The following is a 17,846-nucleotide window of genomic DNA, read 5'->3' as shown; positions in this document are numbered from 1 at the left end:
CTTATAGCTCCTTCCCAGGCTCTCCCGCCGGATATGGTGTTTTTTCTAATTGATCACCAATCCATGAGTCACCATCTTCCCAAAACTCCTTTTTCCAAATCGGAACAATTTGTTTTATGCGTTCCATAATATATTCGTTCGCTTCATAAGCCGCTTTACGGTGTGGTGTTGAAACAGCAACAACAACCGCTATATCAGAAATTTGCAACGTACCGATGCGATGTGTAATCGCAACATATGTACCTGGCCATTTCTCTTTCACTTCCAGACCAATTTTCTCTAGCATCTTTTCTGCCATCGTCTTATAAGCAACATACTCTAAGTATAATGTACGACGGCCTTTCGTAAACTCTCTAACCGTTCCAATAAATGTTGTAACAGCACCGCATTCACGTCGAATTACTTTCTTCGTTACCTCTTCAATCGAGATTTCTGTATCAATTACTTCATAATATGTATTTATCATTTCGCACTCCTAACCATTTGTAAAAACCAGTCTATGTACAACTCTTCTTCTGTTATATGAAATACTTTATATTCTTCTCGTATATTTACCGGGGCATCATACCACGTAATAATTGCCACTATATTTTCTACTTCATGTAAAAGTTCAACGTCTTCCGCAGAACGAAGTAACACTACTTTCGGGTAGTTCTCTTTTTTATAGCCCTCTATTAAAATTGTATCCACTCCAAAAAACTCATATAAGCGAATAATTTCTTGCAAGGACCATTTCTTTCTTAGTGAAGAAAGTGAAAGCAATCCAGCACCTTCTACACTACTTACGACAGCACCAGCTTTACGGTGTCTTTCGCTATCTTTTTGCGCTACTTCTGGAAAACCTCCGTGCCCGTGATGTTTAATTGTAGCAACTTTCATTTCACTTTCAGCTAACACATGCACAATTTTCTCTACAAGTGTCGTTTTTCCGCTATTTTGATATCCTACTATTTGTAAGATTGAAGGGGCTTTGCCCATGGCCAATCACATCCCTCAGAGTGCTCTAACAATAATACGGATACTTTCATCCCAGTCTCAAATCCTCTCGTTCCTCCAGGTAACACGATAAAAGCATTCGCATCTGCAAGTGAAGATACCGCACTCGATTTATCTAAACCAACCGGCATCGCTTGTAACGCCCCGTCCACAATTGTTACGTTCGCTCTTACGAAACGAGTAAATGGATTTGGCTTTGAAAAATCCTTTTGTAAAATAGCATCCGCTCTATATACGTGAGGTTCCTTCGCATACAAATATGTTTTTATAATTGGTTGCACAAATAATTCAAAGCCTACATAACAAGCAGACGGATTTCCTGATAAACCGAAAAGTAACTTTCCATCAACTTCAGCTACTGTCGTTACACTTCCCGGTCTCATCGCTATTTTATTAAAGAGTACATTCGCCTGTAACCTTTCATAAATAGCTGGTAAGTAGTCATAATCTCCTACTGATACACCGCCTGTTGTAATTAAAATGTCGACCTCATCTATCGCTGATTGAACAGCTGTAAAACATGCATCTAGCTCATCGACGAGTTGACCATAATAACGAACTTTCCCGCCAGCTTTCATAATTTGAGCTGCTATCATATACGAATTACTATTCCTAATTTTCCCCGGCTGTAACGGCTCATGTACTTCTAATAATTCACTTCCTGTCGTTACAATACCGACAACAGGCTGTTTTACAACTTTCACAGTACTATATCCAAACGTTGCTAGTAAGGCCGCAACACCTGGATTAATTGCAACACCTTTCTTAACGAGAACTTGATTTTGTTTTATATCTTCTCCTTTAAACGACACATTGTCACCGTTATTAAAAGGGCGTTTTAACTTCATATATGTTTTCCCGTTCTTCTCAAACCCTTCTGTCAGCTCGAGCATTACGACTGCATTACATTCTTCTGGAATAGCTGCTCCTGTCATAATGCGAATCGCCTTAAAAGCTCCTACTTCTTCTAAAAAAACAGAACCCGCCCCGATTTCTCCTATTACTTCAAATTCAATTGGATTCTCTTGGGTTGTTCCTTTCGTATCTTCTGCTCGAATGGCGAAACCGTCGTAAGGGGAACGATCAAAATGAGGAACGTCATGATCTGAGACAACATCTTCCCCGAGAATTCTCCCGTAACTTTCCGTAATAGAAATTTCTTCTACTTCACCATGCTTCGCATATTTCATTACCCGTTCTACCGCCTCAGCAACTTGAATTGGAATTCGTTTTTCTACCATCGTTTCTCACCTCATATTTGCAATTTTTTTTATCTCGATTAAACTTTATGTATTCAATAGAAATTACTTCAAGGAGGAATTCCATGTCTTCATTTACACATTTTAATGACCAAGGACGCGCAAAAATGGTTGATATAAGCGACAAAAAAGCAACCGTTCGAACAGCAATTGCGTGCTCTAGCATTGTCGTTACGAAAGAAATTTACGATAAAATCTCTCACAATGAAATTGGGAAAGGTGACGTATTAGCAGTTGCGCAAATTGCAGGCATTATGGCTGCGAAACGTACTTCTGATATTATCCCAATGTGCCATCCTTTATTATTAAAAGGTGTTGACGTTTCTTTCGATTGGAAACAATCAGAAGAACAATATCGTTTACTCATTGAAGTAAAAGTTAAAACAGAAGGTAGCACCGGTGTTGAAATGGAAGCTTTAACAGCTGCTTCCGCTACCGCTCTTACTGTGTATGATATGTGTAAAGCTGTCGATAAAGGTATGATTATCGGTGAGACGTACTTACTTGAAAAAACAGGTGGAAAAAGTGGAGATTATACGAGAAATTCATAATCCTCTCTCCGTTGAACCTAAAGGATTTCCTTTAGGTTCAACCTATATATCTTGCATACAAACTTTTCGCTACATTCATATCATTCGTCCCATGAATAAACGCCCTGCCATCTGTAAATAAGACAAAACGATATTCTTCTACCGGAAATGATAATAAATAAGGTGTTGCCTTTATCTCTACACTTCTTTGTAAGCGCTTTTTAATTTCTTCCAAATTAAAATTCTTCCGCACACCTGGACGAATTTGTACTGTATTTCGCCCACATAACACTTCTGTTTTTGTTTGTGCTTCAAATGTTAAACTCGGATATGTACGTAACCTTCCGCAAGATAAACAGGTATCTTTTTTCTGCCTATTCACTTTAAATGCCATCTGTTGATTATTCCAAAGATCAAACGATAACATCGTTTCACGAAGCGCTCCGTAGTCTTCTACTAATATTTTCAGCGCTTCCGTAGTTTGATGCGCAACTACTAATTGTACTGCCGGTTGTATAATACCAGCTGTGTCACATGTTGCTCCGCTCGCCGGATGCTCCATTAAACAGCGAAAACACGGTGTTTTCCCTGGTAAAATTGTATACGTTACTCCGTAACTCCCGACGCACCCACCATATATCCACGGAATATTATACTTTTGTGAAATATCATTAATGAGAAGACGCGTTTCAAAATTATCTGTCGCATCTAATATTAAATCTACATCATTCACTAATTCTTCCATTTCTTGCACCGTTACATCTGTCACAACAGGATTTATTTCCACCTCAGAATTAATCGCTTGTAAATGTTCTGCAGCCGCTATCGCCTTCGGTTTATACTGCTTTGCATCTTCTTCCGTATATAGTTGTTGTCTTTGTAAATTACTCCATTCTACATAATCCCGATCAGCAATCGTTACTTTTCCAACCCCTGCTCTAACAATCGCTTCTGCATTTGCCGCACCGAGAGCACCAGCACCAATAATAAGCACATGCTTCTCTCTTATTTTTCTCTGTCCTTCTTCTCCAACACCAGAAAATAATATTTGTCTTGAATATCGCTCCTGCATGCGATAGCCCCCTTTCTTATCCTCCTATATAAGACATTTCGATTTTCGGACGATTTTTTGCACTTTCTTCTGTTCGTTCATCCGAATACCTATCTTTTCTATTCATCCATACATCTTGTATAACACTTAATAACTCCTCATCCGAAAGATTTCCTCTAAGAAGTTCTCTTACATCCAAACCCTCTGTCGCAAATAAGCACGTATAAAACTTTCCATCTGCCGAAATTCTCGCCCTCGTACAAGAGGCACAAAATGACTCAGAGACAGATGTAATAAAACCAACTTCAACATTTGTTCCAACATACCGATATCGCTTCGCAACTTCACCAAAGTAATGCGCTTCAGCCGGCTCAAGCGGATACACCTTATGAATCATCTCAATTAATTCTCGTTTTGTAACGACTTGATCAAAATTCCACCCATTTGTACTACCAACATCCATAAACTCAATAAACCGAAGCGTGATTCCTTGCTCTTTAAAATACGCAGCCATCGGAAGTACTTGATGATCGTTCATCCCTTTTTTCACAACCATATTTACCTTTACTTCCAGTCCCGCCTCTTTAGCTGCTATAATTCCCTTAATTACCGGTTTCGTATTAATATTTCGACCATTAATATTCTTAAATATGTCATCATCTATCGCATCTAAACTAACATTCACTCTATGTAATCCAGCTTCTTTTAATGCCTTCGCTTGTTTCGTTAAATGAATAGCATTTGTCGTTAACCCTATATCTATTAGCCCATCAATTTTCACAAGACGTGCAATAAGTTTTGTTAAATCTTTACGAAGCAGTGGCTCACCGCCAGTAAGTCTAATTTTCCGTACACCGATGCTAACAAATAATTTTGCCAAACGCTCAATTTCATCAAAAGTTAGTAAAAACTCGTCTTTCAAAAAAGCATATTCTGGCCCAAATATTTCCGCTGGCATACAATATGTACATCTAAAATTGCAACGATCAATGACAGATATACGTAAATCTTGAAGTGGGCGTCCAAAAAAATCTTTAACCATCTCCTGCATCGCCACCCTCCCTTTCTGCCAAATTTCTTTCTTTTCATTCTATTATAATATATTTTCGAACTGCGATGTTTTTGCTCAAGTGAATAAAGTGAAACTTTAAATAATTAGAGGGTATCCACTCCCCCTGGTTAACGAGGTTTACTTACAAATACAAGGATAAAAAACCTTGAAACATAAAAGTTTCAAGGTTTTCTGCTTATTAACTTAATCTAATAATAGTTAGAGTAGCCCCTGGCGTTGCCGTAGATAATGTAGCTACTGCAACTACTCCAAATAACTGTAAGCTAACAGCAGCTCCAGCAGGCAAGTTAGTGATTATTGTTGCACTAAATGAACCAGTAGCGACTGTCGGGGCATTTATCGTTCCCGCAAGCGGACTGCCATTTACAGTTATACGAGAACTTACAAGTAAACCTGCCGTTAAATTAATTGTATAGGCTATATAATAGTTTCCTGCATTCGCAACTGTAAATACAGTATTTCCACCACTAACGGTTATTCCTGGGCCAATATTTTGATTGTTCGGTAATGGTACGTTCGTACCACCTAATAAAACGGAAATAGCGGTTCCTGATGTATTATTCGCAAACGCATACGTTGCAGTTGTACTAACTCCAGTCGCTCCTGTGGCTCCGGTTGCTCCAGCTCCTGTTGGACCAGTTGGACCTTGAATCCCTTGTGAACCTGTTGGACCTGTATCTCCAGTTGGACCTTGTGAACCCGTTGCTCCAGTTGCCCCCGCTGGACCTTGGATTCCTTGTGGACCTGTCGCTCCGGTTGCTCCTGTAGCTCCCGTTGGGCCTTGAATTCCTTGTGGGCCTTGGATTCCTTGTGGACCTTGAATTCCTTGTGGACCTGTCGCTCCGGTTGCTCCTGTTGCTCCCGTTGGACCTTGAATTCCTTGCGGGCCTTGGATTCCTTGTGGGCCTTGAATTCCTTGGAGACCTGTCGCTCCGGTTGCTCCTGTAGCTCCCGTTGGACCTTGAATTCCTTGCGGGCCTTGAATTCCTTGGGGGCCTTGTGGGCCGGTCGGGCCTATGTCACCTTGCGGACCTTGGATTCCCTGTGGGCCTTGTGCCCCAGTTGCCCCCGTCGCTCCTTGGATTCCTTGAGGACCTTGTGGACCTTGAATTCCTTGTGGGCCGGTTGGACCTATGTCGCCTTGTGGGCCTTGAATTCCTTGGGGACCTTGTGCTCCAGTTGCCCCCGTTACTCCTTGGATTCCTTGGGGACCTTGAATACCCTGTGGACCGGTTGGACCTATCTCTCCTTGAACACCTTGGATTCCTTGCGGACCCTGTAAACCCGTCACTCCGGTTGCTCCCGTTGCTCCTGTCGCTCCTGTCACTCCAGTTGAGCCTGTCGCCCCGGTATCTCCTGTTACTCCTGTCGTACCTGTTGCTCCTGTCGGGCCAGGTGGTCCACCTGATGGACCTGTCACTCCTGCCGGACCTGATGGCCCCGTTGGGCCGGTCGGTCCTGCTGGTCCTCCTGACGGGCCAGTCACCCCTGTTGGACCGGTTACTCCTGTTGGACCGGTAGTTCCTTCTCCCGTCGCTCCGGTTGCCCCCGTATCTCCTGTTGCTCCCGTCGGACCTTGTATCCCTTGAATCCCTTGTGGGCCTTGCACTCCTTGTGCACCTGTTGCTCCTTGAATCCCTTGTATTCCTTGCACTCCTTGTGCGCCCATCGGACCTGTTGGACCAATCGCCCCTTGTATACCTTGCACTCCTTGGGGACCCTCTGGACCCGTTGCTCCTATTTCCCCTTGTATCCCTTGAATTCCAGTTGCTCCTTGTGCTCCAGTTGCTCCCGTTATCCCTTGCACACCTTGGATTCCCTGTATTCCTTGTGGACCTTGTGGGCCTGTTGCTCCTACCGGTCCTTGAATGCCTTGTATCCCCTGAGGACCCTCTGGACCCGTTGCTCCAACTGGCCCTGGCACACCTTGGATTCCTTGCGGGCCCTGAAGTCCCTCTGGGCCTTCTGGACCTGTTGGACCTATCTCTCCTTGTATCCCTTGGATTCCAGTTGGACCTTGTGGCCCAGTCGGACCTATGTCACCTTGCGGACCTTGGATTCCCTGTGGACCTTGTGCTCCTGTTCCCCCTGTCGCTCCTTGGATTCCTTGAGAACCTTGTGGGCCTTGAATTCCTTGTGGGCCGGTTGGACCTATGTCGCCTTGTGGGCCTTGAATCCCTTGCGGACCTTGATCTCCAGTGGCCCCCGTTACTCCTTGAATTCCTTGGGGACCTTGAACACCTTGGGGACCCGTCGGACCTATCTCTCCCTGCACACCTTGGATTCCTTGCGGACCTTGCAAACCCGTCACTCCGGTTGCTCCCGTTTCTCCTGTCGCTCCTGTCACTCCAGTTGAGCCTGTCGCCCCAGTATCTCCTGTTACTCCTGTCGCACCTGTTGCTCCTGTCGGGCCAGGTGGTCCACCAGATGGACCAGTTACTCCCGCCGGACCTGATGGCCCCGTTGGGCCGGTCGGTCCTGCTGGTCCTCCAGATGGGCCTGTTACCCCTGTTGGACCGGTTACTCCTGTTGGGCCTGTAGTGCCTTCCCCTGTCGCACCTATTGCTCCTGTATCTCCTGTTGCCCCCGTCGGACCTTGGATTCCTTGAATTCCCTGTGGACCTTGCACTCCTTGTGCGCCCGTCGCTCCTTGAATTCCTTGTACTCCTTGCACACCTTGGGGACCCATCGGACCTGTTGGACCAATCTCCCCTTGAGCACCTTGCACTCCTTGGGGACCCTCTGGACCCGTTGCTCCTATTTCCCCTTGTATCCCTTGAATTCCAGTTGCTCCTTGTACTCCAGTTGCTCCCGTTATCCCTTGCACACCTTGTATTCCCTGTATTCCTTGTGGACCTTGTGGGCCTGTTGTTCCTACCGGTCCTTGAATACCTTGTATCCCCTGAGGACCCTCTGGACCCGTTGCTCCAACTGGCCCTGGCACACCTTGGATTCCTTGCGGGCCCTGAAGTCCCTCTGGGCCTTCTGGACCTGTTGGTCCTATATCACCCATCGGACCTTGTATCCCTTGAACTCCCTGTGGGCCTGTTGCTCCTGATGGCCCTGGTACTCCTTGGATTCCTTGTGGACCTTGATCTCCTGTTGCTCCTGTGGCCCCTTGAGGCCCTATAGCCCCCTGTATTCCTTGTGGACCTTGATTCCCTGTTGCTCCCGTTGCCCCTTGAATACCTTGAACTCCTTGTATTCCTTGTTCACCAGTTACTCCCGTCGGACCAGGAATACCTTGAATACCCTGCGGACCTTCTGGACCTGTTGGCCCAATTGGCCCTTGAATCCCTTGGATTCCTTGCAAGCCCTGTGCTCCCGTGCTTCCAGTCGGACCTGTACTTCCCGTTGCTCCTGTTACCCCTGTACTTCCTGTAGCCCCAGTATTCCCCGTTGCTCCAGTCGCACCTGTACTTCCACTTGGTCCACCACCCGGACCTGTCGCACCAGTCGGCCCCGTCGGACCAGGAGGTCCTCCTGACGGGCCAGTGATCCCTGTTGGACCGGTTACTCCCGTCGGACCTGTTATCCCCTGACCAGTCGCTCCGGTTGCACCTGTATTTCCACTCGGTCCTTGTGTTCCTTGTATCCCTTGTGCTCCTTGTATTCCTTGTGGACCAGTTGCACCCGGTAACCCTTGGACGCCTTGAATTCCTTGAGGTCCCTCAGGTCCCGTCGCTCCAATTGGCCCCTGTAATCCCTGTATCCCTTGTATACCTTGTGCCCCAGTCGCTCCCGTTGAACCAATCGGACCTTGTAACCCTTGCACCCCTTGAGGTCCTGTCGCTCCAGTTTCTCCTTGTGGTCCTCTCAATCCTTGTGGCCCCTGCTGTCCTTCTGGTCCAGTTGCACCTATTGGCCCAACTGATCCTTGTATCCCTTGCACACCTTGAGGTCCTGTCGGGCCCATCTCCCCCATCGGACCTTGTAACCCTCTCGGTCCTTGAGGACCAGTTGGACCCCGTGGACCTGTTGGGCCAGTAATCCCTATACCTGTAAATCCAGTTGGAACAGGAGGGAAAGTAGGCCCAATAAGTTCGGGGGGAATTCTAAAATTAGAGCTTAACGAATTTTGCCCCCCATTATTATCACGTTTCTTCACACTTTCACCACCTACAAAACGTCTTTTTCATAATAAATAAACCTCTTCTTAATCTATTTACAAAAATAATTTCCAAGACTATTTTTATTTTAAATAATAAAAACTCCCTTAATTCCTTAAGGGAGTCCAGCAACTGAATCCATATTATCTGTATTAGGGACAGCTTGTGCTATACCCGATGCATTTACACTTTGCCCCATATTTATTCCTGTTACAGTACCAGCAGGAGTGCCTCTTGTATATGTTGTCGTCACCGAATCACCCGGCTGTAAACAAAGCTTTGTCTCCGTCCCTATTACTGTAACAACATCAATCCAAGTGCACCCCATTGAACCACTATATGATTTCGAAGCAGTAAATGAAGTATCACTCAAATTATCACCGGTAAATATATTTCCAGTGTTATTCACAATAACAAATTCTTTTATATGAGCAGGCATAATTACACTCTACCTTTCCTCTATGAACCTAATGTACGTGTACTCGTTGCTAATGGCGGAAGAAACACTGATGTTCTAATGACTGCTTCTGGCTGTCTTTTCCCATTTAAAAAAATAGCCGCACTCGACCCTCCAGCACCTGCATATACTTTTGCTACAGCTAAAGGCGAGATATCATAACAGTCGCCGACATTAACAGCTCCTGTATTATTAATAATTTTTACTTTACGCAAGTTAATCCCCATTGACCCCTCCTCCTTTTTTATACTGTATGCAAAAGAAAAAAACTTGAAACAGACTCGTTTCAAGTTTTTAACTATTAACTATTTCGTTTCACCTTCATATTGAAGCATACCGCCAACCATATTCACTGTTTTAAATCCTTGCTCATTTAAATAATGACATACATTTTCACTGCGCATTCCTGAACGACAAATAAAGATATATTCATTCTCTTTATTAAAGAAATCTACTTTATGTGGGATATCGCCCATTTTAATATGTACAGCTTCTGGAATCTTTCCTGCCGCTACTTCTTCATCTTCTCTTACATCTACTAAAAATAACGTTTCTCCATTTTCTAAACGCTCTTGTACCTCTTCTGTAGTAATTGTATTAACTTCTGTCATATGTAGTTCCTCCTTATATACAATAAAACCTTTAGTTTCTTTTTCACAAACATTCTCTACCAATTTTAGCACGCAAAAGAAAGAACGCAAAGAATCGAAAAACTATTTCTCAATTTTCTCTAAAAATTTATTCTTTACAAACATAACTAGCACATTGTATCCTCAATATACTTGTTTTATGAAAGGAGTCGATTAAAATGACGCTTTTTCTTTTCATTATGGGCATTGTGTTCTTACTCGCTGCAATTATTGCTCTTAGTATGAAAAATAATAGAAAAATAAACTCCCCACAAGAAATGTCATTCTTATTTCTATTGCTTAGCATAGCGTTTTTCGGTATAGCAATCGCTACATATATTTTCCGTCTACAAATTATGTAAAAAAAGGTGCCTATTACAAACATTGCACCTTTTCCCCATCATTTGTCTTCTACACAAAACTAGATACTTTCCGATTCAAAAATTCATAAACTTTCTTTTCAAATAAATGAATATCAAATGCTCCTGCCATATGCCCATTTATACTTTCTATCTCATACACTTCCGCATATTTTCCTTGTTTTTGCAAAATATCTACCATTTTATAATTATAACGAGACGGCTGAAGCAAATCTTGTTTACACGGAATCATAAGTACATTCGCTTCTATGTTAGAAAGAGATTCTTCTAGTGAAGAAAACCCATGTGCAATATCATGCAATAAAACTGCCTTCGCAGTATACATCCATGAATTTGCATCTACTAACTCTATACTTCTATATGTCGCTTTATTTATCTCTTTTTCAAATGATGTTAATGTAGAAAACTTTTTATAAGGTTCTATCTCTATACTATTACGAGGAAATGCCATTTCATAAAAATGCTCATCAAACGCGTTCATAAACATCATTCTATTTGCTAAATGAAGCCCTTTTATCGGCTGCTCTTCTCCGTATTTTCCATCTTTCCAACTTGGATCCAGTTGAATTGCCTCAATCGCATTTTGTGCTACGTTTACAGACGTAATAATTGGATTTTGTGGGTTCGTAATAACGCCAATCATCCGCTCTACCATATGTGGATAGTGAACCGCCCATTGTTGTGCAATCATTCCCCCCGCCGACGGTCCGATTACAGCGTGTAACCTTGAAATTCCCATACCTTTTATTAACTCATATTGCATACGAGCTACATCAAGAAATGTAAAAACCGGAAAATCCATAGCATATTCTTCTCCAGTTTCTGGATTAATCGATTTCGGTCCTGTTGTAATCACATATGGATTCCTCGCCTGCACATTACAAAGATTATCCGTACATATAACAAAATACTTATTTGTATCAATTGCTTTCCCAGGTCCAATGAGCCCATCCCACCAACCAGACTCCTCATCATGCACTGTATATTTTCCTGCCGCATGACTTGTTGCACTAAAATAATGACAAACCAAAATCACATTTGACCTTTCTCTATTCAACGTACCATATGTCTCGTATCCCATTTGAACAGGAATTTCCCTGCCATTTTCAAACGTAAACTCTTTTAAAACAAACTTCTCCTTTTTTACAATTTGCACAGACTCTCCCTCTCCCCGTTATAGTATGAACTGCTTACTAAAGATTTTTTTCTATGCAAACTAATCTCCTTCTTCTTTTCATAAATAAATGAATAATATACAAAATTAGCCACAAAATAGCACTATATTACAAGATTAAAGAGGGCGTACATATGATTTGGAATTGGTTACGTAAGAAAAAAAAATCAAATACACCAGAAGCAAACGAAACAGATAACTGGGAGCAGCATTCTAACAATCAAGAGGATGATAACAAAGAACAGACTAGAAGTATGAAACATAATAAAGGTAAAAATAACGAGCAAAAAGATTCTTCTCAGGATAAGCAACAAAGTGCTAAACAGGAGGACTCGTCTCAAGATAAACAACAAAGCGCTAAACAAGAGGATTCCTCTCAAGGTAAGCAACAAAGTGCTAAACAAGAGGATTCCTCTCAAGATAAACAACAAAGTGCTAAACAAGAGGATTCCTCTCAAGGTAAGCAACAAAGTGCTAAACAAGACGAACCTTCTCAAGAACAACAGCAACATTCTAAGCAAGACAACTCAGAGCAAAATCAACAACACTCTAAGCAAGACAACTCGGAGCAAGGGCAACAGCAACATTCTAAGCAAAACGACTCCGAGCAGGATCAACAACAAAGTGCTAAACAAGACAAATCTTCTCAAGGACAACAGCAGCAAAACTCTAAAGGTAATAGTATTTATGACTTTACAAAACCAGAAAAAGATCGTATTCATTCTTTACAAAATTTAATAGAGAAGCTGAAAAAGTCTAGTGATTTTGTAAATTATCATACATCCGACGATGAAACGATGCCTTATTGGATTTCTTACTATCGACCTTCACTTGATGGAGAAAAATTACAAAAGTATTTAATGCCCACTCTTTTAGAACGACCTAACGCATCACTAGAAGAGCTGAAGGAACATATCCCGATGAGCGGCATTACAATTACGAACGACTTACAAAAAATTGAGGATATGGTTTTAAAGGGGCATGCGATTATTCAATTGAATCAGCAAGATCAAAAATGTATGCTTGCAAACATTGCAATTGATAATTATCGTGCACCAACCCCTCCTTTAAACGAATCAACTGTTATTGGTCCGCAAGAAGGTTTTGTAGAGGATATTGATACAAACATTAATTTAGTTCGAAAACGTCTTCCTGTTTTGGATTTACAAACAAAAGAAATGATTATCGGCGAGTTTTCCAAAACAAAAGTTGTCATGATGTATTTAGACAACCTCGCTGAAAAAGATAATGTAGATTTTCTAGAAGAATCATTACGCGCTCTTGAGTATGATCAAATTAATGATAGTGCTTATATACAAGAATTGATGGGTGAAAAATCGATCTTCCCTCTCTATATTAATACAGAACGAACTGATAGAGTTACAAAAGCACTAATTGATGGAAAAATCGCTATTTTCGTTGATGGTTCTCCAAGTGTTTTACTAACACCTGTATCCTATTTCGATTTTTTCATTTCACCAGAAGACTATAACGTCTCCTGGATGTACGCTACATTTTCAAGGATTTTAAGATTAATTGCCGTTCTATTTTCAATTTGCGCTACACCATTATACGTTGCAGTTTTAAATTATCATTATGAACTTATTCCAAGTGATTTACTTGAAACTTTGATTTTATCAAGGGCACAAGTACCATTCCCACCTTTAATTGAAGCGCTCTTTTTAGAACTTGCAATTGATTTATTAAGAGAAGCCGGCGCAAGGTTACCAATGAAAGTTGGTCAAACGCTCGGTATTGTAGGCGGTATCGTAATCGGGCAAGCATCTGTACAAGCTGGTTTAACGAGCAATATTTTATTAATTATCGTTGCCTTATCAGCACTTGCTTCCTTTATTACACCTATTTATAAAATGGGTAACGCTGTTCGATTACTACGCTTTCCTTTTCTTATGTTTGCAGAAATAGGCGGATTGTTCGGGATTTCTCTTGGATTTATCTTCTTATTTACTCATCTATTCAGGCTTACTTCTTTACGCAAGCCATACGCTTTGTTTTATCCAACAAGACAACAATCTGTTAAAGATTCTTGGATTCGTTTTCCTTTAACAATGATTGATACAAGAGATGTACAAGCAAGGCCACAACATGTAAAAAAAGCAGCGAAAGGAATTTCAACAAAACATAGATCAGACTTTGATGATTAAGAAATGAGGTGCATTCGATGAGTAAAGTTCAAGAAAAATATCAAATATCTCCTGTCTTTGTTTTCTTCTTAATTCACGGTGCACAGTTCGGTGCTGGAGTTCTCGGATTCGCTCGAATTATCGCAAAAGCCGCTGGATACGACGGCTGGATGGGAGTTATAATCACGGGAATTTTCATCCATATTATTATATGGATGATGTATGTCTTATTAAAAGAAACAAATGGGAATTTAGTTGATTTACATCGGCAAACATTTGGAAAATGGCTAGGAAATGGCATTAGCATCATCTTTATGGCTTATTTTTTAATCGTTAGTATTTCAGTCATCCGAACATATGTTGAAATTATTCAAGTATGGATGTTTCCTACCGCTTCCACCTTTATGTTAACACTCTTTTTATGCTTAGTTAGCTATTACATTATCTCTTCTGGATTTCGTGTAATTACCGGTATTTGCGTCATCTCTGTTGGTGGTACATTAGGATATTTATTTCTAAGCTTATTCGTTTTGAAATATTCACATTGGGATAATTTACTACCTATATTCACACATTCTTTTTCAGACATTTTAAAATCCGCTCAACTGTCAATCTACAGTATGACCGGTTTTGAGATTTACCTCATGGTGTATCCATTTGTGAAAAAGCCTATGCAATCTCATAAATACGCTCAGCTTGGAGCACTATTTTCAAATCTTCTATATCTATTTAGTACCCTTTTAGCCTTTGCATTTTTTAGTGAGAAGCAATTGTTAAAAACAATATGGGCACAACTTTCTATGACCCAAGTCATTCAATTACCATTTATAGAAAGACTCGAATATATTGCAATTTCAGGCTATGCACTCGTTATTATTTCAAGTTTTATCCTCCCTTTATGGGCGTCAATGAGAGGAACTCATGAAATATTCCGTGTAAAACAAAGGGGTGTTTTAATTGCTTTTATCTTTATCACTCTCATTGTTTCGCAACTTTTAACAAACAGACACGATATTAATAACTTTATTAGTAATGTATCAAAAGTTAGTTTTTGGCTCATTTATGTATACATCCCAATCCTATTTATTATTGTGTGGGTGAAAAGAAAATGGAAAAAATCAAAAGCACAAGCAAATTAATACTTATTTCTTGTATAACATTCTTCAGTCTAATTGGATGTTTACAAAAAAATATTATCGATGATGTACAACTTATTCAAGGAAGCGTTTTTGATGTCGCAAAAGATAATAAAGTAAAAGTGACATTCGTTTGTCCCATTCAAAAAAAAGGAAATAAAGTTCAAGTTTTTGAAGGCAGTGCAAATGCGGTAAAACAAGTAAAAGCAGACACATCTTTAGAGTCTTCTCAACCTTTTGCTAGTGGACAAATGCGTGTCGCTCTATATACGATAAGACTTGCCAAAACAGGAATGTCTACTTCATTCGATACATTACTCCGAGATGTGAATATAGGGAACGCTTTATATGCTGCTTTATTAGATGGGAATGGTACTGAACTTTTAAAAGGCAAATATTCGACTTCATACAACGTTGCAATTTATATAAAAAAATTGCTAGAACATAACATGGAGACCGGACCTTTACCAGCGGATAATCTACATATAGGAGCATTTCGCTATTATCAAGAAGGAAAAGACTACTATATTCCCATTCTAAAGAAGCATGGTGATAAAATAAAAATTACCGGAATTGGCCTTTTTAAAAAGGATAAATATATCGGTAAAATTGCGGAAAAAGATATGTTCATATTTAAAGGACTATTAGAGAAACATAAATTAGATTCACATGAATTTAAAACAGATTCTGCGTACGTAATGATTAATAATATTCGTTCTGTTCCAACTTACGATATAAAAATTAAAAACGGAAAGCCTTCTTTTTTCATTCACGTTCGTCTTGACGCACGTATTCAAGAACTATCAAAACAAATTAACTTAGAAAATAACAAGAACACAAAAAACATTGAAAAAGATGTCCAAAAACAATTAGATAAACAAGCTGCTAAGTTAATTAAGCAATTTAAATCTTTAGGCGTCGATCCTCTCGGACTAGGTGCAAAGTATAAACAACATTATCGCCCATTCAAATTAGAAGAATGGAGACAAATGTATAAAGATGTTCCGGTTCATATAAAATACACCGTAAATATTACAAATTCTGGTGTCATTGAATGAGAAATGATTGAACTCCTCTCTCCAGCATGATACAACGGAGAGAGGAGTTTTTTATTATCAAATAGAGAGAGAAGATATTTATGGGGGAGCTTATGTCTAAAAAATTAGTAAAGCCTATTTTAAATGGTATTTTATTTCTCGGCGTCTTTTTATTTGCTCATACATACTTAAAAAATGTTTCCTTCACACGTTACTTGCTTGTCGTTATACCAATGTTACTCGTCGGTATTTTTGGCATCGATCTTATTTCATCGCTTTTAATAAAAAAAGAAGAATAACGAGCGAACATCTTATTTCGATAAGATGTTCTTTTCATTTCATAATCACCTTATGTTACAATAAACTTCGGCATAACGTAAGAAAGGATGAAACAACATGACAAACGAAAAAGGTTTAGATAAAGGATACGAACTTGTTGCGAAAATGCATGAAGTATTCGGACATCCTGTGACAAATACTCCAACAAAATTAACAGAAGAGCGTGCAAAAATCCGTGCAAGTTTTATGCAGGAAGAACTAGAAGAATTTCTAGAGGCAACGACTGTTGAAGATCAATACGATGCACTGATTGACCTTATTTACTTTGCATTCGGAACGTTTGCAGAAATGGGCGTACGTCCAGATAAAGGATTCGAAATTGTAAACAACGCCAACATGGCAAAACTATTCCCTGATGGGAAGCCTCGATTCCGTGAAGGCGACGGTAAGATTCTAAAGCCAGAAGGCTGGCAAGCACCGGAACCACAACTTCGTGCTGAAATTGAACGTCAGCGTCAAGAAGCTGAAAAAAACTGCTAGGATTTCCTAGCAGTTTTTTATTATGGCTTTTTTTCTGCCAATCATTAATGACCCACGTGCCCTGCGTGTCCTGCTGCTCCACTAATACTAGCTGCTCCTGCTGCTGCCCCTGCTCCTCCTGCTCCAATTCCACCTGTCCAAGGAGAAGATTGTTGCTGTTGTTGATATTGCTGATATTGTTGATGATGTTGGTGCTGTTGACCTTGGTGTCCATGATGTTGGCCTTGGTGGTGATGTCCATGGTGACCATGTTGGCCTTGGTGAGTTTGATAAAGAACAGCTTGCGGATGAATGTGGTGGTGACCTTGATGATGTACTTGTTGTTGGTGATGACCATGATGGCCTTGGTGACCTTGATGGTGATGATGACCGTGGTGGCCATGTTGGCCTTGATGGTGATGATGACCATGATGGCCTTGGTGGCCTTGGTGGTGGTGGTGTACATGATGACCGTGGTGGCCTTGGTGATGGTGATGTACATGATGATCGTGAACACCCTGTGGATAACCACCTACTCCTCCTGCCACTACACCTACTCCCGGTACAGGGAATCCTGTCTGCACTCCTCCAACGAAAGAAGGAAATGTAGTTGGTCCCCCTACTGGAATTCCTGTCTGTACGCCAGCTACTGATGTTGGAAATCCTCCTGTTACTGTAGGCATTCCAGCCCCTGATGTCGAAAATCCTCCCATTAATGTAGGCATTCCAGTTTGCATGCCAGCTACCGATGTTGGAAATCCTCCTGCTGCTCCACCCATCCAGCTCGGAATTCCACCGTATCCTTGTTGTCCTCCTCCCATTAACATCATTTGTTCATAACTATCCGATCCACCCCCGAAGAAACCATGTGGTGCATTATTGTCCATCCCTTTCATTCCTTTCACCTCTTCTGCTCAATTTTACCTACCTTTTTTATCATATTTCCTAGTGAAGAATAGGTGTTTGTCTTTATAAGAATTCCTCAACAAACAAATTAAAGGAAAAGATGCAAAACGCCTTTAAAGTAAACTTCTTTATAAATTAAAAACTTATATAAAAGTGATCCAAAGATTA

The 17,846-nt window shown here is 40.9% G+C and carries 18 protein-coding genes; 7 read left to right on the top strand and 11 right to left on the bottom strand.

Annotation, left to right across the window (positions count from 1 at the left end):
• Position 1 precedes the first annotated feature (1 nt).
• From moaE to DN400_RS11800, 3 genes are read right to left on the bottom strand one after another with little or no spacing between them, the layout of a single operon-like run.
• Complete coding sequence (gene moaE / locus DN400_RS11810) at positions 2 to 466, bottom strand: molybdopterin synthase catalytic subunit MoaE (protein WP_000611226.1); 465 nt, start codon at positions 464 to 466, stop codon at positions 2 to 4.
• Positions 463 to 978 carry a molybdopterin-guanine dinucleotide biosynthesis protein B gene (gene mobB, locus DN400_RS11805; protein ID WP_147801688.1) on the bottom strand — a complete coding sequence of 172 codons (516 nt, stop codon included), beginning with the start codon at positions 976 to 978 and terminating at the stop codon, positions 463 to 465. Before mobB ends, moaE begins: the two co-directional genes overlap by 4 nt.
• The gene (locus DN400_RS11800) at positions 948 to 2,237 is read right to left on the bottom strand and encodes a molybdopterin molybdotransferase MoeA (RefSeq protein ID WP_147801687.1); all 1,290 of its coding nucleotides are present in this window, start codon (positions 2,235 to 2,237) and stop codon (positions 948 to 950) included. The genes mobB and DN400_RS11800 overlap by 31 nt, the downstream gene beginning before the upstream one ends.
• 83 nt (positions 2,238 to 2,320) lie before the next feature.
• On the opposite strand from DN400_RS11800, the gene moaC reads away from it, so the two are divergent.
• Positions 2,321 to 2,806, top strand: coding sequence for a cyclic pyranopterin monophosphate synthase MoaC (moaC, locus tag DN400_RS11795; protein WP_000094146.1), 486 nt, complete (start codon positions 2,321 to 2,323; stop codon positions 2,804 to 2,806).
• A 37-nt stretch (positions 2,807 to 2,843) separates the two neighbouring features.
• On the opposite strand, the gene DN400_RS11790 is transcribed toward moaC, so the two are convergent.
• The 6 genes from DN400_RS11790 to DN400_RS11760 all read right to left on the bottom strand — a co-directional run bounded on the left by DN400_RS11790 (position 2,844) and on the right by DN400_RS11760 (position 10,085).
• Positions 2,844 to 3,857 (bottom strand): molybdopterin-synthase adenylyltransferase MoeB, encoded by a 1,014-nt coding sequence (locus tag DN400_RS11790; protein WP_001158101.1) that lies wholly within the window; start codon positions 3,855 to 3,857, stop codon positions 2,844 to 2,846.
• A 16-nt stretch (positions 3,858 to 3,873) separates the two neighbouring features.
• Positions 3,874 to 4,887 (bottom strand): GTP 3',8-cyclase MoaA, encoded by a 1,014-nt coding sequence (gene moaA, locus DN400_RS11785; protein ID WP_001157116.1) that lies wholly within the window; start codon positions 4,885 to 4,887, stop codon positions 3,874 to 3,876.
• Positions 4,888 to 5,086: 199 nt separating this feature from the next.
• Positions 5,087 to 9,016 carry a BclA-related collagen-like exosporium protein gene (locus DN400_RS11775; protein WP_098312884.1) on the bottom strand — a complete coding sequence of 1,310 codons (3,930 nt, stop codon included), beginning with the start codon at positions 9,014 to 9,016 and terminating at the stop codon, positions 5,087 to 5,089.
• A gap of 116 nt (positions 9,017 to 9,132) precedes the next feature.
• Positions 9,133 to 9,456, bottom strand: coding sequence for a hypothetical protein (locus DN400_RS11770; RefSeq protein WP_001110850.1), 324 nt, complete (start codon positions 9,454 to 9,456; stop codon positions 9,133 to 9,135).
• A gap of 20 nt (positions 9,457 to 9,476) precedes the next feature.
• Complete coding sequence (locus DN400_RS11765; protein ID WP_000512463.1) at positions 9,477 to 9,701, bottom strand: spore germination protein; 225 nt, start codon at positions 9,699 to 9,701, stop codon at positions 9,477 to 9,479.
• Between the two features lie 78 nt (positions 9,702 to 9,779).
• Positions 9,780 to 10,085, bottom strand: coding sequence for a rhodanese-like domain-containing protein (locus DN400_RS11760; RefSeq protein WP_000141254.1), 306 nt, complete (start codon positions 10,083 to 10,085; stop codon positions 9,780 to 9,782).
• A 197-nt stretch (positions 10,086 to 10,282) separates the two neighbouring features.
• On the opposite strand from DN400_RS11760, the gene DN400_RS11755 reads away from it, so the two are divergent.
• Positions 10,283 to 10,465, top strand: a complete 183-nt coding sequence (locus DN400_RS11755) for a hypothetical protein (protein WP_000171889.1) — start codon at positions 10,283 to 10,285, stop codon at positions 10,463 to 10,465.
• A gap of 49 nt (positions 10,466 to 10,514) precedes the next feature.
• Here DN400_RS11755 and DN400_RS11750 read toward each other — a convergent pair whose 3' ends face one another.
• Positions 10,515 to 11,639 (bottom strand): homoserine O-acetyltransferase family protein, encoded by a 1,125-nt coding sequence (locus DN400_RS11750; RefSeq protein WP_001167624.1) that lies wholly within the window; start codon positions 11,637 to 11,639, stop codon positions 10,515 to 10,517.
• 152 nt (positions 11,640 to 11,791) lie between these two features.
• On the opposite strand from DN400_RS11750, the gene DN400_RS11745 reads away from it, so the two are divergent.
• The 5 genes from DN400_RS11745 to DN400_RS11725 all read left to right on the top strand — a co-directional run bounded on the left by DN400_RS11745 (position 11,792) and on the right by DN400_RS11725 (position 16,793).
• Positions 11,792 to 13,822, top strand: a complete 2,031-nt coding sequence (locus DN400_RS11745; protein WP_000638086.1) for a spore germination protein — start codon at positions 11,792 to 11,794, stop codon at positions 13,820 to 13,822.
• Between the two features lie 17 nt (positions 13,823 to 13,839).
• Complete coding sequence (locus DN400_RS11740; RefSeq protein WP_000049081.1) at positions 13,840 to 14,940, top strand: spore germination protein; 1,101 nt, start codon at positions 13,840 to 13,842, stop codon at positions 14,938 to 14,940.
• The gene (gerHC, locus tag DN400_RS11735) at positions 14,910 to 15,995 is read left to right on the top strand and encodes a spore germination protein GerHC (RefSeq protein ID WP_000411387.1); all 1,086 of its coding nucleotides are present in this window, start codon (positions 14,910 to 14,912) and stop codon (positions 15,993 to 15,995) included. Before DN400_RS11740 ends, gerHC begins: the two co-directional genes overlap by 31 nt.
• A gap of 92 nt (positions 15,996 to 16,087) precedes the next feature.
• Positions 16,088 to 16,273 (top strand): hypothetical protein, encoded by a 186-nt coding sequence (locus DN400_RS11730; RefSeq protein WP_000038781.1) that lies wholly within the window; start codon positions 16,088 to 16,090, stop codon positions 16,271 to 16,273.
• Positions 16,274 to 16,370: 97 nt separating this feature from the next.
• Positions 16,371 to 16,793, top strand: a complete 423-nt coding sequence (locus tag DN400_RS11725) for a pyrophosphohydrolase domain-containing protein (RefSeq protein WP_000180554.1) — start codon at positions 16,371 to 16,373, stop codon at positions 16,791 to 16,793.
• A 44-nt stretch (positions 16,794 to 16,837) separates the two neighbouring features.
• Here DN400_RS11725 and DN400_RS11720 read toward each other — a convergent pair whose 3' ends face one another.
• Positions 16,838 to 17,668 (bottom strand): hypothetical protein, encoded by an 831-nt coding sequence (locus DN400_RS11720; protein WP_147801686.1) that lies wholly within the window; start codon positions 17,666 to 17,668, stop codon positions 16,838 to 16,840.
• Positions 17,669 to 17,846: the final 178 nt, after the last annotated feature.

The organism is Bacillus sp. AR8-1 (assembly GCF_008042345.1).
Lineage (GTDB): Bacteria > Bacillota > Bacilli > Bacillales > Bacillaceae_G > Bacillus_A > Bacillus_A cereus.
This window is presented reverse-complemented; position numbering and strand designations above follow the sequence as displayed.

Bases quoted from the DNA above. Each gene is read 5' to 3' on its own strand.
- gerHC (WP_000411387.1), top strand. From the start codon at position 14,910: ATGGAAAAAATCAAAAGCACAAGCAAATTAATACTTATTTCTTGTATA.
- moaA (WP_001157116.1), bottom strand. From the start codon at position 4,887: ATGCAGGAGATGGTTAAAGATTTTTTTGGACGCCCACTTCAAGATTTA.
- DN400_RS11755 (WP_000171889.1), top strand. From the start codon at position 10,283: ATGACGCTTTTTCTTTTCATTATGGGCATTGTGTTCTTACTCGCTGCA.
- moaE (WP_000611226.1), bottom strand. From the start codon at position 466: ATGATAAATACATATTATGAAGTAATTGATACAGAAATCTCGATTGAA.
- DN400_RS11720 (WP_147801686.1), bottom strand. From the start codon at position 17,668: ATGAAAGGGATGGACAATAATGCACCACATGGTTTCTTCGGGGGTGGA.
- DN400_RS11765 (WP_000512463.1), bottom strand. From the start codon at position 9,701: ATGGGGATTAACTTGCGTAAAGTAAAAATTATTAATAATACAGGAGCT.
- mobB (WP_147801688.1), bottom strand. From the start codon at position 978: ATGGGCAAAGCCCCTTCAATCTTACAAATAGTAGGATATCAAAATAGC.
- DN400_RS11790 (WP_001158101.1), bottom strand. From the start codon at position 3,857: ATGCAGGAGCGATATTCAAGACAAATATTATTTTCTGGTGTTGGAGAA.
- DN400_RS11730 (WP_000038781.1), top strand. From the start codon at position 16,088: ATGTCTAAAAAATTAGTAAAGCCTATTTTAAATGGTATTTTATTTCTC.
- DN400_RS11800 (WP_147801687.1), bottom strand. From the start codon at position 2,237: ATGGTAGAAAAACGAATTCCAATTCAAGTTGCTGAGGCGGTAGAACGG.
- DN400_RS11770 (WP_001110850.1), bottom strand. From the start codon at position 9,456: ATGCCTGCTCATATAAAAGAATTTGTTATTGTGAATAACACTGGAAAT.
- DN400_RS11740 (WP_000049081.1), top strand. From the start codon at position 13,840: ATGAGTAAAGTTCAAGAAAAATATCAAATATCTCCTGTCTTTGTTTTC.
- DN400_RS11745 (WP_000638086.1), top strand. From the start codon at position 11,792: ATGATTTGGAATTGGTTACGTAAGAAAAAAAAATCAAATACACCAGAA.
- DN400_RS11760 (WP_000141254.1), bottom strand. From the start codon at position 10,085: ATGACAGAAGTTAATACAATTACTACAGAAGAGGTACAAGAGCGTTTA.
- moaC (WP_000094146.1), top strand. From the start codon at position 2,321: ATGTCTTCATTTACACATTTTAATGACCAAGGACGCGCAAAAATGGTT.
- DN400_RS11725 (WP_000180554.1), top strand. From the start codon at position 16,371: ATGACAAACGAAAAAGGTTTAGATAAAGGATACGAACTTGTTGCGAAA.